The organism is Sphingomonas astragali, from assembly GCF_051400615.1.
Taxonomy (GTDB): Bacteria; Pseudomonadota; Alphaproteobacteria; order Sphingomonadales; family Sphingomonadaceae; genus Sphingomonas.
Genome location: NZ_JBLFFH010000003.1, coordinates 30,114 through 42,531, shown reverse-complemented (window position 1 = coordinate 42,531; position 12,418 = coordinate 30,114). Strand labels below are relative to the sequence as shown.

The 12,418-nt window shown below is 66.8% G+C and carries 13 protein-coding genes; 6 read left to right on the top strand and 7 right to left on the bottom strand.

From position 1 onward, the window contains the following. Window positions 1-139 precede the first annotated feature (139 nt). Together ACMGER_RS14765 and ACMGER_RS14760 are read left to right on the top strand one after the other, a co-directional pair. Window positions 140-553: an antitoxin Xre/MbcA/ParS toxin-binding domain-containing protein gene (locus tag ACMGER_RS14765; RefSeq protein ID WP_436812932.1), complete on the top strand. Its 414-nt coding sequence runs from the start codon at window positions 140-142 to the stop codon at window positions 551-553. After that, window positions 550-1,251, top strand: a complete 702-nt coding sequence (locus tag ACMGER_RS14760; RefSeq protein WP_436812931.1) for an RES family NAD+ phosphorylase — start codon at window positions 550-552, stop codon at window positions 1,249-1,251. Before ACMGER_RS14765 ends, ACMGER_RS14760 begins: the two co-directional genes overlap by 4 nt. Before the next feature lie 18 nt (window positions 1,252-1,269). Here ACMGER_RS14760 and ACMGER_RS14755 read toward each other — a convergent pair whose 3' ends face one another. Both ACMGER_RS14755 and murA read right to left on the bottom strand, forming a co-directional pair. After that, window positions 1,270-1,545, bottom strand: coding sequence for a TFIIB-type zinc ribbon-containing protein (locus ACMGER_RS14755; RefSeq protein WP_436812930.1), 276 nt, complete (start codon window positions 1,543-1,545; stop codon window positions 1,270-1,272). A 169-nt stretch (window positions 1,546-1,714) separates the two neighbouring features. Beyond that, the gene (murA, locus tag ACMGER_RS14750; protein ID WP_436812929.1) at window positions 1,715-3,010 is read right to left on the bottom strand and encodes a UDP-N-acetylglucosamine 1-carboxyvinyltransferase; all 1,296 of its coding nucleotides are present in this window, start codon (window positions 3,008-3,010) and stop codon (window positions 1,715-1,717) included. A 121-nt stretch (window positions 3,011-3,131) separates the two neighbouring features. Here murA and ACMGER_RS14745 point away from each other — a divergent pair, with 121 nt between their 5' ends. After that, window positions 3,132-3,866 (top strand): Crp/Fnr family transcriptional regulator, encoded by a 735-nt coding sequence (locus ACMGER_RS14745; RefSeq protein ID WP_436812928.1) that lies wholly within the window; start codon window positions 3,132-3,134, stop codon window positions 3,864-3,866. Between the two features lie 148 nt (window positions 3,867-4,014). Here ACMGER_RS14745 and clpS read toward each other — a convergent pair whose 3' ends face one another. The 4 genes from clpS to ACMGER_RS14725 form a co-directional block, all read right to left on the bottom strand. Beyond that, entirely contained in the window at window positions 4,015-4,347 is a 333-nt protein-coding gene (gene clpS / locus ACMGER_RS14740) for an ATP-dependent Clp protease adapter ClpS (RefSeq protein ID WP_436813545.1), read from the bottom strand. Between the two features lie 329 nt (window positions 4,348-4,676). Further along, a complete protein-coding gene (locus ACMGER_RS14735; RefSeq protein WP_436812927.1) occupies window positions 4,677-5,384 on the bottom strand; it encodes a phasin family protein in 708 nt (235 codons plus the stop codon). A 118-nt stretch (window positions 5,385-5,502) separates the two neighbouring features. Next, the gene (locus ACMGER_RS14730; RefSeq protein ID WP_436812926.1) at window positions 5,503-7,233 is read right to left on the bottom strand and encodes a PHA/PHB synthase family protein; all 1,731 of its coding nucleotides are present in this window, start codon (window positions 7,231-7,233) and stop codon (window positions 5,503-5,505) included. A gap of 39 nt (window positions 7,234-7,272) precedes the next feature. Continuing rightward, the gene (locus ACMGER_RS14725; protein WP_436812925.1) at window positions 7,273-7,719 is read right to left on the bottom strand and encodes a DUF4440 domain-containing protein; all 447 of its coding nucleotides are present in this window, start codon (window positions 7,717-7,719) and stop codon (window positions 7,273-7,275) included. A gap of 95 nt (window positions 7,720-7,814) precedes the next feature. Here ACMGER_RS14725 and ACMGER_RS14720 point away from each other — a divergent pair, with 95 nt between their 5' ends. Continuing rightward, on the top strand, window positions 7,815-9,023 hold the full coding sequence (locus ACMGER_RS14720) for an LL-diaminopimelate aminotransferase (RefSeq protein WP_436812924.1): 1,209 nt from the start codon (window positions 7,815-7,817) through the stop codon (window positions 9,021-9,023). Between the two features lie 195 nt (window positions 9,024-9,218). Here ACMGER_RS14720 and ACMGER_RS14715 read toward each other — a convergent pair whose 3' ends face one another. Further along, window positions 9,219-9,710, bottom strand: a complete 492-nt coding sequence (locus tag ACMGER_RS14715; protein ID WP_436812923.1) for a winged helix-turn-helix transcriptional regulator — start codon at window positions 9,708-9,710, stop codon at window positions 9,219-9,221. Between the two features lie 139 nt (window positions 9,711-9,849). Between ACMGER_RS14715 and ACMGER_RS14710 the strand changes: the two genes are divergently transcribed. Both ACMGER_RS14710 and ACMGER_RS14705 read left to right on the top strand, forming a co-directional pair. After that, window positions 9,850-10,161 carry a CC_3452 family protein gene (locus tag ACMGER_RS14710; protein ID WP_436812922.1) on the top strand — a complete coding sequence of 104 codons (312 nt, stop codon included), beginning with the start codon at window positions 9,850-9,852 and terminating at the stop codon, window positions 10,159-10,161. Window positions 10,162-10,284: 123 nt separating this feature from the next. Next, window positions 10,285-12,369: a RelA/SpoT family protein gene (locus ACMGER_RS14705; protein WP_436812921.1), complete on the top strand. Its 2,085-nt coding sequence runs from the start codon at window positions 10,285-10,287 to the stop codon at window positions 12,367-12,369. Window positions 12,370-12,418: the final 49 nt, after the last annotated feature.

Below are 12,418 nucleotides of genomic sequence, written 5' to 3'. Positions count from 1 at the left end.
GGCCACAAGCGCCGTCCTCTGATCCAGCGCTCCTGCCTTCGCAGGAGCACGACCTCCCCTTCATCCGGATCGGCTTCAGTTCGGGCGAATGGGAATTTGCTTATTGCCATTTGGCACCACATTCACTATTTCATGCCACATGGCCCACGCCGAACTCATCGATACCCGTGCTCCCGCCTTCGTCGCGGAACCGATCACCGACGAAGAGGCGGGCGCCCTGTTCCGCGCGGCGGTGCGGCTGTTGGCGCTATGGGGGGTGACCGATCCGCAAGCGGCGACGCTGCTCGACATGCCGCTCCGCACCTTCCGCCGCTGGAAAGCGGGGCAGCTGGGCCAGGCCGGGCGCGACCTCAAGGCGCGGCTCGCCAACCTCATCGGCATCCACAAGGCGCTGCGGCTGATCTTCAACGATCCCACGCGCGGCTATCGCTGGATCAAGGCGCCCAACCAGGCCTTCGCCGGCGCCTCGGCGCTCGACGTGATGCTGGGCGGCGAGCTCACCGATCTGATGCGCGTGCGCCGCTATCTCGACGCCGAGCGCGGCGGCTGGTGAGCGATCCGCCGCCGGCGGCGGAGGTCGACTGGCGCGGCGCGCGCCGGATCATCCGCACCCACTTCCCGCCGATCGACCTGTTCGAGGACATCGCCGATCCCGCCGACTGGCCGCTGCTGATCTCGGCCGAGCAGAAGACCAACCCGCGCCTCGCCGCCTCGATCGGCAACCTCGACCTCGTACCGCCCGCGCGCCGCGTCGGCGGGCCGGGCGCGAGCTATCTGATGGCGCCCTTCACCCATGCCAGCCCCGACCGGCCGAGCCGCTTCTCGGACGGGCTGCCCGGCGTGCTCTACGCCGGCGACAGCTTCGAGGTGGCGCTGTTCGAGACGATGCACCACCATGCCCGCTTCATGGCGCGGACGGACGAGGCGCCGGGCTGGACCTCCCAGTTCCGCGAGATCGTGCTCGACGTTGCGGGCGACCTCCACGACCTGCGCCGCGGCGGCTTCATGGCCGAGCTCGACCCCGATCGCTACGACGCCGGCCAGCGTCTCGCACGGTCGCTGCGCGCCGAGGGATCGGACGGGCTCGTCTATCCCAGCGTGCGCTATCCCGGCGGCGAGTGCGTCGCATTGTTCTACCCCGATCTGGCGCGCCATCCGCTGCAGGGCCGGCACCTCGACTATCATTGGGACGGCGAGCGGGTCGACCTCTACCGTGACGCCGGCGCGGGCGCAGTCTATCGGCTGAGCTGAGCCCGCACCTCCAGGCGATCAGTCGAACAGCTCCGACAGGAACGACTTGCGCTTGTAATGCTGCTTGTGCCGATGGTCGTCGTCATAGCGGCGCGGCTGCTCGTAGCGGCGGCGGTCGTCGTCGCGGTCGCGGTCGCCGCCGAACGCGGCGTTGCTGCGCTCGATGATCTTGTCGAGCTCGCCGCGGTCGAGCCAGACACCGCGGCAGCTCGGGCAATGGTCGATCTCGATCGCCTCGCGCACGGTCGGCACCAGCGTGGTCTGGCACACGGGGCAGGACATGGTGGTGGTCATGATCACTCCTCTTGTTCGGTCGGCGCCGGTGGAGGAGGAAGGCGGTGGCCGAACCTGCACCGAGCGCGCTCGATGCGGTCCGACATCACGATGGCTCACAGGAGAGCCGTCGCCAGAGGGGCCCGGTCCGCACCCGTCACGTGGGGGTGCGGCCATGCGGCTTCAAGGGTCAGCCGTCGCCGACGCGCTCGATGTCGGCGCCGACCGCGGAGAGCTTCTCCTCCAGCCGCTCATAGCCGCGGTCGAGGTGATAGACGCGGTTGACCTGGGTCTCGCCCTCGGCGGCGAGGCCGGCGATGATCAGGCTCATCGAGGCGCGCAGGTCCGTCGCCATCACCGGCGCGCCGACCATCCGCTTGACGCCGCGCACCACCGCCGAGCGGCCCTTGACGGTGATGTCCGCCCCCATGCGCGCGAGCTCTGGGACATGCATGTAGCGGTTCTCGAAGATCGTCTCGGTGAGCACGCTGGCGCCGTCGGCCTTGCACAGCATCGCCATGAACTGCGCCTGCATGTCGGTGGCGAAGCCGGGATAGGGCGCGGTCGACAGCGTCAGCGGATGAAGGCCGTTGCGGGCCTCGACCTTGAGGCCGCCGCGCGTCTCCTCGACCGTCGCGCCGGCCTCGACCAGCGCAGCGACAGTGGCGCGCATGTCATGCGCATTGGCGCCGGCCAGCTCGACCGAGCCGCCGGTGATCGCCGCGGCGCAGGCATAGCTGCCCGCCTCGATCCGGTCGGGCATCACCGCATAGGTCGCCCCGTGCAGCCGATCGCGCCCCTCGATCTCCAGCGTCTCGGTGCCGATGCCGGAGATGCTCGCGCCCATCGCTACCAGGCAGTTGCAGAGGTCGACGATCTCGGGCTCGCGCGCGGCATTCTCGATCATGGTGCCGCCCTTGGCGGTCACCGCCGCCATCACCGCGTTCTCGGTCGCGCCGACCGATACGATCGGAAAGGTCACGCGCCCGCCCGGCAGCCGCCTGACGCCGTTGGTTTTCGGCGCGGTCGCCTTCACATAGCCGGCGGCGAGCTCGATCTCCGCGCCCAGCGCTTCCAGCGCCTTGAGGTGCAGATCGATCGGCCGGTTGCCGATCGCGCAGCCGCCGGGCAGCGATACCGTCGCCTCGCCCGTGCGGCCGACCAATGGTCCCAGCACCAGGATCGACGCGCGCATCTTGCGCACGATGTCGTAAGGTGCCTCGCTGGAGGTCAGGCGGCCGGCGCGGATCGTCATCACCCGGCCGAAATCCTCCGGCCGCGCCCCTTCCACCTGCGTCGAGGCGCCGAGCTGGTTGAGCAGATGGCCGAAGCTGTCGACGTCGGCGAGGCGTGGCAGGTTCCTCAGCGTCAGCGGCTCGTCGGTGAGCAGCGCGCAAGGCATCAAGGTGAGCGCCGCGTTCTTCGCGCCGGAGATGAAGATGCGGCCTTCGAGCCGGTTGCCGCCGCGGATCAGGATACGGTCCATGGACCGGCTTCTATCGTGCGCCGGGCCCCGCGCAAGCACCGCTCGCCAACTTCCGCTTGATCGACTTTAATGCGTTGATTCCAAATGACTGCTCTGCAGGGGCGGAACGGGGGGACTGTACGTGCCATCGAGTTGTTTCGCCGACGTATTGGGCGAGCACGTCGATCTGACGGCGGCGGAGCGCGATGCGCTCGCCAGGTTGGAGGAGCGTCGCCGCGACATACGCCGCGGTGCCATTCTGCAGCGGGAGAACGAGCCCGGCGGCGAGCTCTATGTGCTCCGCCGCGGGCTGATGATGAGCTATGTGCTGCTCGACGACGGCAGCCGGCAGATCCTGCGTTTCCTGTTCCCTGGCGACATGATCGGGTTCGGCGGCGTCATCTATCGCGAATCGCCCGAGACGCTGGCGGCGCTCAGCGACTGCACGGTGTGCCCGTTCGATCGGCACGCGCTCAGCCAGATCTTCGTCGACCACCCGCGGCTGGCGGCGTTGATCCTGATGTTCAACCAGATCGAGCGCGTCTCGCTCACCGACCGGCTCGCCGCGCTCGGCCGCACCTCGGCCAAGGCGCGGGTGGCGGCGCTGATCCTCGATCTCAGGAACCGGCTCGCCATCACCGACAAGTCGGTCGGCGCCACCTTCACGCTCGGGCTGACGCAGGAGGAGATCGGCGACGCCACCGGCCTCACCGCCGTCCACGTCAACCGTATGCTCCGCCAGCTCGAGGAGGAGGGGCTGATCAAGCGCGAGCTCGGCCGCGTCACCATCCTCGACGAGCGCTCGCTGACACGGGCGGCCAATTACGTGAACCGCTACGAGGGGTTGGAGCTCGGCTGGCTGCCGCCGGCGCGCTGACCGAGCGATTGACCCATAAATTCCGTTCGCCCTGAGCTTGTCGAAGGGCCGTACTTCTTCTTCGCTGACGGAAAGAGGAGCAGCCCTTCGACAAGCTCAGGGCGAACGGGAAAGGTGATTTCAATCAATCTGCTGTCGCTTTAACGGATCACGCCTTCTCCAGCGTGCACTGGAGCGGGTGCTGGTTCTGGCGGGCGAAGTCCATCACCTGGCCGACCTTGGTCTCGGCGACCTCGTAGCTGAACACGCCGCACACGCCGACGCCCTTCTGGTGGACGTGGAGCATCACCTGCGTCGCCTCCTCCATGCTCATGCGGAAGAAGCGCTGGAGCACGAGCACCACGAACTCCATCGGCGTGTAATCGTCGTTGAGCATCAGCACGCGATAGGGCGTCGGCTTCTTGGTCCGCGTCCGCGTGCGGGTGGCGACGCCCAGCGAGGTGCCGACGTCGCCGTCGTCGCTTTCGTTCTCGTCGGCCATGATAATGTCAGGGATCACACTCACGGCCTAAAAATATGGCATTCGCCAGCCCAAGGGCAAGGGGCGAGACGACGCCCGTCCTCTCGCGCCGTCAATCCGCCGAAAGCGGGGATGAGGGCGCTGCCGTGCTTCATTATCCGTTCGAGCAGAGCCTGTCGAAGCTCCGCCCTCCCCGTCCCTTGTATGAAGAAGAAAGGACGGCCCTTCGACAAGCTCAGGGCGAACGGAAGCAGGTTCCGATCAGCCAAACTCGCGTCTCGCCGCCAAAAAGAAAGGGCGGCCACCCAGCGGCGGCCGCCCCTTCGGTACGCTTACCGGCGCACAGGCGCTCAGGCGGCGGTCTTCACCTTCTCGGCGGCGACCGCGAAGCGGTTGGAGATCGGCTGCGCGGCATCGCCGGCGAGCTTGATGACGGCCTCGGTGCCCTTCGACGCCTCGGCGACCGCCGAGTCGAACGAGGTGCGCAGATAATCGCTCTGCAGCTTGAAGAAATCGGCCGGCGACTTGGCGCCGGCGAGATTCTTGAGGGTCGCGGTGAAACCCTCGAACGACTTGCGGCCGTATTCGGCGGCATCCTGGCTCAGGGTCTCGAGACCCTTGGCGGTGATGCGGCTCGACTCGACGAGCGCCTCGACGTTGCCCTTGGCGAAATCGTTGAATTCCTCGACGAGCTTCGCCGACTTCTCCATCGCCGCCTTGGCGCGGTCGTTGATGTCGGTGAACGCCTTCGGAGCTTCGAACTGGGTGGCCATGACGGTGGTTTCCTTCTGCGCGGTTTCCGCGGTCTCCACCGCGGCGGTGGTGACGGCCTGCGCCGTTTCGATCACGGGAGCGGCGGCTTCGACGACGGCCTCCTCGACCCTGGCGGCGATCGCGACCGGCGCCGGATCAGCCGCGGGGGCCTGAACGGCTTCGATCAGGTTCGCCGGCGTTTCGGCAGCGGCCTTGACGGCCAGCGCCTTGGCGCGGGTGACGCGGCGCTTGGGCGTTTCAGCGGCCGGCGCCTTGGCGCCGATCTTCGGACCCTTGCTGGCCATTATCCTCTTCCGAATCCCGGTTGTTGCTGCGGCGCACAAATACGCATCTCGCGCCGGAAATCAAGTAGATTTTGTGCAGCGCAACATAGGTGTAACGATCGTCGGAAAACGGTGAATTTCAGCGGATCCGGACGTATTCTCCCGGAGCCTCGGCCAATGCCTTGAGCTTGCCGTGCCCCGGTATTCTGGCGCCTTTTGCGGGCACTTCGTCGCTCTCGAGTCCGCGCAGCCAGGCCATCCAGTCGGGCCACCAGCTTCCCTTGGTCTCGGTCGCGCCGGCAAGGAACTCCTCGAGAGTCGCCGCAGGCTTGTCGTTGGTCCAATACTGGTACTTGCCCGCCGCGGGTGGATTCACCACGCCCGCGATGTGTCCCGACCCGGCGAGCACGAACCGCAGCGGGCCGGAGAGGTGGTGGGTGATCTTCCACACGCTCCTGGCCGGCGCGATATGGTCTTCGCGCCCGGCCTGGACATAGGTCGGTACCGTCACCTTGCCGAGGTCGATCGGCGTCCCCCTGATCGCCAGGCTGCCCGGCAGCACCAGCCGGTTGTCGCGGTAGAGATCGGTCAGATAACCCTGGTGCCACAGCGCCGGCAGGTTGGTGACGTCGCCGTTCCAGTAGAGCAGGTCGAACGGCAGATAGTCCTGCCCCATCAGGTAGTTGTTGGTGACATAGTTCCAGATCAGGTCGCGTCCCCTCAGCAGGTTGAAGGTCGCGGCCATGTAGCGTCCGTCGAGATAGCCGTCGGCGGCGAGGCTCTTGATCAGCGCCATCTGGTCGTCGTCGATGAACAGGTTGAGGTCGCCGGCCTCGCTGAAGTCGACCTGGGCGGTGAAGAAGGTCGCGCTCGCGACCTTGTCGAGTTGCCCGCGCGCGGCAAGCACCGCCAGGGTCGCGGCGAGCGTCGTGCCGGCGACGCAATAGCCGATCGCATGGACGCTCGGCACGTCCAGCAGGTCGCGGATCGTGTCGATCGCATTGATCTGGCCGTCTTCGACGTAATTGTCCCAGATCACGTCCTTCATCGATGCGTCCGCCGACTTCCAGGACACCATGAACACGGTGAGGCCCTGCGCCACCGCCCAGGCGATGAAGCTCTTCTCGGGCGAAAGATCGAGGATGTAGAAGCGGTTGATCCACGGCGGGAAGATGACCAGCGGCGTCTTCAGCACCTTGTCCGTGGTCGGCGAATATTGGATCAGCTCGTAGAGCGGGGTGCGCTTCACCACCTTGCCCGGCGTCACCGCAATGTTGCGACCGACCTCGAACGCTTCGGGATCGGTATGCGTGAGCTGCCCCTTGCCGAGATCGGCGAGCATGTTCTGCAGGCCCTTCAAGAGGCTCTCGCCCCGCGTCTCGGCGATCTTCTTCAGCACCTCCGGGTTGGTCGCCGGAAAGTTGGTCGGGCTCATCGCATCGATGAAGCCCCTCGTCGCGAAGCGGATCTGCTCCTTCTGCCTGGAATCGACGCCTTCGAGCGCGTCCACGCCCTTCACCAGATGCTCGGCGATGGTGAAGTAGCTCTGGCGGATGAAGTCGAACAGCGGCTGCTCGCGCCATTCGGGTGCCTTGAAGCGCTTGTCCCTGGCCTGCTCGGGCGACTCATGGAAGGGCTCGGCGTGGGCGGGATCGAGGAAGCGCTGCCACAGCTTCATCGTGTCCGCCCAGAAGTCCGCCGAGGCGCGCAGCATCGGCGTCGGATCGAACGGGGCGGGCAGCGCCGGGGCCTGCTCGGCCGCGGCGACGCCCGCCTCCAGCATCATCTGCTGCGCGCGACCCAGCACCCATGTCCAATGCTGCATGTCCTCGAGGCTCGGCGCGATCGGGGACGTTTCGGTACTGCTCATGCGTGCTCGGGTCTCCGGCGGCCGACGCGGGATCAGCGCTCAGCCGCCCGGAATGGTTTCCATGCGCTTGACGCGCCAGCTCGTGATCTCGCCAGCCGTAACGCAGGCCCAGGTCGAGGTGAAGCGTCCGGCGGTCTTGAACGGCTTGCCTTTGTCGTCCTTGCCCGACTGGGCGAAGCGGCCGTCGACCTGCCAGGCATCGCCCTGCTTGGTCGTGCTGGCGATCGTCATCGTCACATCGTCGATCTGCCAATTGTTGAACCGGTCGAAATAGGCCATCACCTTCTCCGAGCCAACGACCTGGCTCTTGTCGGGCGCGATCAGCACGCCTTCGGCGCCGTACATCGTCGCGAGGCTGCCATTGTCCTGGACCATCTGCGCATTGGCGTAACGATCGACCGCGCGGGTCAGCGTCTCGCGCCGACAGACCGGCACGTCGGCAGGGAACGCGGCGAGCGACGCCCCGATCAGCAACATCTCCAACATCTTCCCCTCCGTTCCGCGGTGTTCGTGCACCGCATATCGCGCTATGATAGCGCAACGTCGCGCCGAGCGCGACGCCAGCCGAAAAGGATAATGTCGTGTCCGAAGAGTTCTACCGCATCCGCCGCCTGCCCCCCTATGTCATCGCCGAAGTCAACGCGATGCGGGCAGCCGCGCGTGCGGCGGGCGAGGACATCATCGACCTCGGCATGGGCAACCCCGACCTGCCGCCGCCGGCCCATGTCATCGACAAGCTGTGCGAGGTCGCGCAGAAGCCGGCGGCGCACGGCTATTCGCAGTCGAAAGGCATTCCGGGCCTGCGCCGCGCCCAGGCGAACTATTACGCCCGCCGCTTCGGGGTCGAGCTCGATCCCGAGAACGAGGTCGTCGTGACGATGGGTTCCAAGGAAGGGCTCGCCAGCCTCGCCACCGCGATCACCGCGCCGGGCGACGTGATCCTGGCGCCCAACCCCAGCTATCCGATCCACACCTTCGGCTTCATCATCGCCGGAGCGACGATCCGCGCGGTGCCGACCACGCCGGACGAAGCCTATTTCGAGAGCCTCGAGCGCGCGATGAACTTCACCGTGCCGCGGCCGAGCGTGCTGGTGGTCAACTATCCGTCGAACCCGACCGCGGAGACGGTCGACCTCGCCTTCTACGAACGGCTGGTCGCCTGGGCGCGCGAGAACGAGGTGTGGGTATTGTCCGACCTCGCGTATTCGGAGCTCTATTACGACGGCAAGCCGACGCCCTCGATCCTGCAGGTCAAGGGCGCCAAGGACGTGGCGGTCGAGTTCACCTCGCTCAGCAAGACCTATTCGATGGCGGGCTGGCGGATCGGCTTCGCGGTCGGCAACAGGAAGCTGATCGCGGCGATGACGCGGGTGAAGTCCTATCTCGATTACGGCGCCTTCACGCCGATCCAGGCGGCCGCCTGCGCCGCGCTCAACGGGCCACAGGACATCGTCGAGACGAACCGGCAGCTCTACCACAAGCGCCGCGACGTGCTGGTCGAGAGCTTCGCGCGCGCCGGTTGGGACATCCCCTCCCCGCGCGCCAGCATGTTCGCCTGGGCACCGCTGCCGCCGGCGCTGGCGCATCTCGGCAGCCTGGAGTTCTCGAAGCAGCTCCTGACCCACGCCAAGGTCGCGGTGGCGCCGGGGGTCGGCTATGGCGAGAACGGCGAGGGTTATGTGCGGATCGCGCTGGTCGAGAACGAACAGCGCCTCCGCCAGGCGGCACGCAACGTGAAGCGCTACCTCCAGTCGATGGGCGTCAACACGCCGACGCAGGCGGCGGGCTAGAGTCTTTCCCCTCTCCCTCTCCCTTTGGGAGAGGGGTTGTTGAACGCTGTCCTATCTTCCAATGAGTGATCCATGCCCGTCCCGGCTGCGCCTCTCGACGCGCTTCCGCGCCAAGATCGGCGGACCAGCCCGTCGATAACGCTGCCGGACGAGGTACGCGCTTTCCCGGAGAGCCTTCCGACCGGACGGTGAGATCTATTCCGCCGCCTTGAGCTGCGGATCCTCGCTCGCGACATCCTCGGGCAGCGCCCAGAGCAGGTCCGTCTTCGCGAGCTCGCGCCCGTCGTGCGAGAGCACGTGCACCTGGCGGATCGGGCGATGATCGCGCGCGTCGACCAGGATCGGCGAGGCGGGCACCCCCGTCTCCCAGCGCTCGCCCCATTGCCTCAGCGCCACCATCGTCGGCAGCAGCGCCATGCCCTTCTCGGTCAGGCGATACTCGATCTTGCGGCGGTCGTCGGGCAGCGCGCGCCGTTCGAGGATGCCGTGGCTGACGAGCCGCGCCAGCCGGTTGGCGAGGATGTTGCGGGCGATGCCGAGCTCCGACTGGAACTCCTCGAAATGGTGGAGGCCGTTGAACGACGCCCTCAGGATCAGGAACGACCAGCGCTCCCCCATCGCTTCGAGCGCGGCGGGCAGGCTGCATGCCAGATCCCGCAACGGCTCTCTCAGGCGGTTCGTGCCCATGGCTGCCATCCTATCGAAAAAGTCTTCCCATTGAAACCGATCGTGCTATCGCAATGCAGCAAAAGTTTTCAGTTGCAACTTACAAGCGAATCATATAAGTAGCGAATTGCAACTTAGTTGCAATCCCCAGGAGGAAGTGATGGTTCGTTTCCTGTCCACCACCGCGGCTGCCGCTGCTTCGCTGATGCTTGTCGCCGCGGTTCCGGCCGCCGCCCAGAGCGCCTATTACAGCGCCACCGCCGCCAATGCGGTGAAGAAGACCAGCATCGTCACCCGCAACACCATCTGGAAGTGCAGGGACACGGTGTGCACCGCTGCCAAGGCGCCCGATCGCGACGCCACCATGTGCGTGATGGTGGCCCAGCGCGTCGGCCAGCTCTCGTCCTTCACCGTGAACGGCACGGCGTTCGACGCCGAGGCGCTCGGCAAGTGCAACGCCGCAGCGAGCTGACCTGACGCCGCATCGCCGTCCCTCCGCCGCTGACGAACGGAGGGACGGCCGGCGGTCGCCAATGCCTGCAGGACCGCTGGAAATTTATTGCAAAGCAGCAGCAGCCCGCCCCATCTAGGACTCATGCTGCGTCAGTACGAACTGGTCGATCGGGTCCTTGGCTATGACCCTCAAGCCGACGAGGCTCTGCTGAACCGCGCCTATGTCTTCTCGATGAAGGCGCACGGGAGCCAGCTCCGCGCATCCGGCGACCCCTATTTCAGCCATCCGATCGAGGTGGCCGGCATCCTCACCGATCTGCACCTCGACGACGAGACGATCGCCACCGCGATCCTCCATGACACGATCGAGGACACGGTGGCGACGCCGGAGGAAATCCAGAAGCTGTTCGGCGGCAACGTCGCCCGCATGGTCGACGGCGTCACCAAGCTCAGCAAGATCGAGGCGCAGACCGAGAACGAGCGCGCCGCGGAGAACCTCAGGAAGTTCCTGCTGGCGATGTCCGACGACATCCGCGTGCTGCTGGTCAAGCTCGCCGACCGGCTCCACAACATGCGCACGCTCCACCACATCAAGTCGGAGGAGAAGCGCCGCCGCATCGCCCGCGAGACGCTCGATATCTATGCCCCGCTCGCCGAGCGGATCGGCATGTACGAGTTCATGAAGGAGATGCAGACGCTCGCCTTCCGCGAGCTCGAGCCCGACGCCTATGAATCGATCACCCGCCGGCTCGGGGCATTGAAGGAAGGCGGCGACGACCGCATCGTCAAGATCGCGCAGGCGATCAAGACCCAGCTGTCGCGCGCGGGAATTGAGGCGGAGGTGTCGGGCCGCGAGAAGCACCCCTATTCGATCTGGCGCAAGATGAGCGAGCGCCACGTCAGCCTGGAGCAATTGAGCGACCTGATGGCGTTCCGCGCGACCGTGGAAACCGAGGAGGAGTGCTACCGCGCGCTCGGCGTGATCCACCGCAAATGGCCGATGGTGCCGGGCCGGTTCAAGGATTTCATCTCGACACCCAAGCGCAACGGCTACCGCTCGCTCCACACCAGCGTCTTCTACGGCGACAACACGCGCATCGAGATCCAGGTCAGGACTCACGCGATGCACGCCCAGGCCGAGTTCGGCATCGCCGCGCACTGGGCCTACAAGCAGGACATGGTCCGCCCGGACACGCAGGTGCCGTGGATCAGCGACCTGCTCGAGATCCTGGAGAACGCCGCCAGCCCCGAGGAGTTGCTCGAACATACGCGGATGGCGATGTACGCCGACCGCATCTTCGCCTTCACCCCGCGCGGCGAGCTCATCCAGCTGCCCAAGGGCGCGACGCCGATCGACTTCGCCTATGCGGTGCACACCGACCTCGGCGACCAGGCGGTCGGCGCCAAGATCAACGGCCGCGTCGTGCCGCTCCGCACCGAGATCGCCAACGGCGATTCGGTGCAGATCCTGCGATCCAAGGGCCAGGAGCCGCAACCCAATTGGCTCAACTTCGCGATCACCGGCAAGGCGCGCGCCGCGATCCGCCGCCACCAGCGCCACAAGCAGCGCGAGGAGACCCAGGCGCTCGGCCGCAAGCTCTACGAGGACATCCTCGCGCGCCTGCCCGCGCCGGTGAACGAGGAAGCGGTGCAGGAGGCGGTCAAGCGCCTCAAGCTCGCCGACGAGGATGCGCTGATGGAGGCGATCGCGCTCCGCAAGCTCTCCGACGCGCAGGTCATGGAGGCGCTGATGCCGGGGTCGGCGGGCGAGGAGCATGTCGCGCCGCCGCAGCATCACGCCATTTCGATCACCGGCCTGACGCCGGGCGTCGCCTATCAACTCGCCGAATGCTGCCGGCCGGTACCGGGCGACCGCATCGTCGGCGTGCGGCGGCCAGGCGAGGGCATCCTGGTCCACGCCATCGCCTGCCCCGAGCTGGAAAAGAGCGAGGAGGGCGACTGGGTTGACCTCGCCTGGGGCGACAAGGCCGAGGGCGGCGTCGCGCGCATCGCCGTCACGCTCAAGAACGAGCCGGGCGCGCTCGGCGCGGTCGCGACGGTGATCGGCGCGCACAAGGCCAACATCCTGGGCCTCCGCCTCGACAACCGCGACACCACCTATCACACCAACACGATCGACCTGGAGGTGCGCAACGCCGCGCACCTTACCAAGCTGCTCGCGGCGCTGCGCGCGACCGATGCGGTGAGCGGGGCGGAGCGGCTTTAGGGTGTGCCCTCAATGCCGCCAACGGCATTGAGGAAGCTAACGCTTCCCT

Coding starts and splice junctions, on each gene's coding strand:
- ACMGER_RS14765 (WP_436812932.1), top strand. CDS start 140: ATGGCCCACGCCGAACTCATCGATACCCGTGCTCCCGCCTTCGTCGCG.
- ACMGER_RS14755 (WP_436812930.1), bottom strand. CDS start 1,545: ATGACCACCACCATGTCCTGCCCCGTGTGCCAGACCACGCTGGTGCCG.
- murA (WP_436812929.1), bottom strand. CDS start 3,010: ATGGACCGTATCCTGATCCGCGGCGGCAACCGGCTCGAAGGCCGCATC.
- clpS (WP_436813545.1), bottom strand. CDS start 4,347: ATGGCCGACGAGAACGAAAGCGACGACGGCGACGTCGGCACCTCGCTG.
- ACMGER_RS14735 (WP_436812927.1), bottom strand. CDS start 5,384: ATGGCCAGCAAGGGTCCGAAGATCGGCGCCAAGGCGCCGGCCGCTGAA.
- ACMGER_RS14730 (WP_436812926.1), bottom strand. CDS start 7,233: ATGAGCAGTACCGAAACGTCCCCGATCGCGCCGAGCCTCGAGGACATG.
- ACMGER_RS14725 (WP_436812925.1), bottom strand. CDS start 7,719: ATGTTGGAGATGTTGCTGATCGGGGCGTCGCTCGCCGCGTTCCCTGCC.
- ACMGER_RS14715 (WP_436812923.1), bottom strand. CDS start 9,710: ATGGGCACGAACCGCCTGAGAGAGCCGTTGCGGGATCTGGCATGCAGC.
- ACMGER_RS14710 (WP_436812922.1), top strand. CDS start 9,850: ATGGTTCGTTTCCTGTCCACCACCGCGGCTGCCGCTGCTTCGCTGATG.
- ACMGER_RS14705 (WP_436812921.1), top strand. CDS start 10,285: ATGCTGCGTCAGTACGAACTGGTCGATCGGGTCCTTGGCTATGACCCT.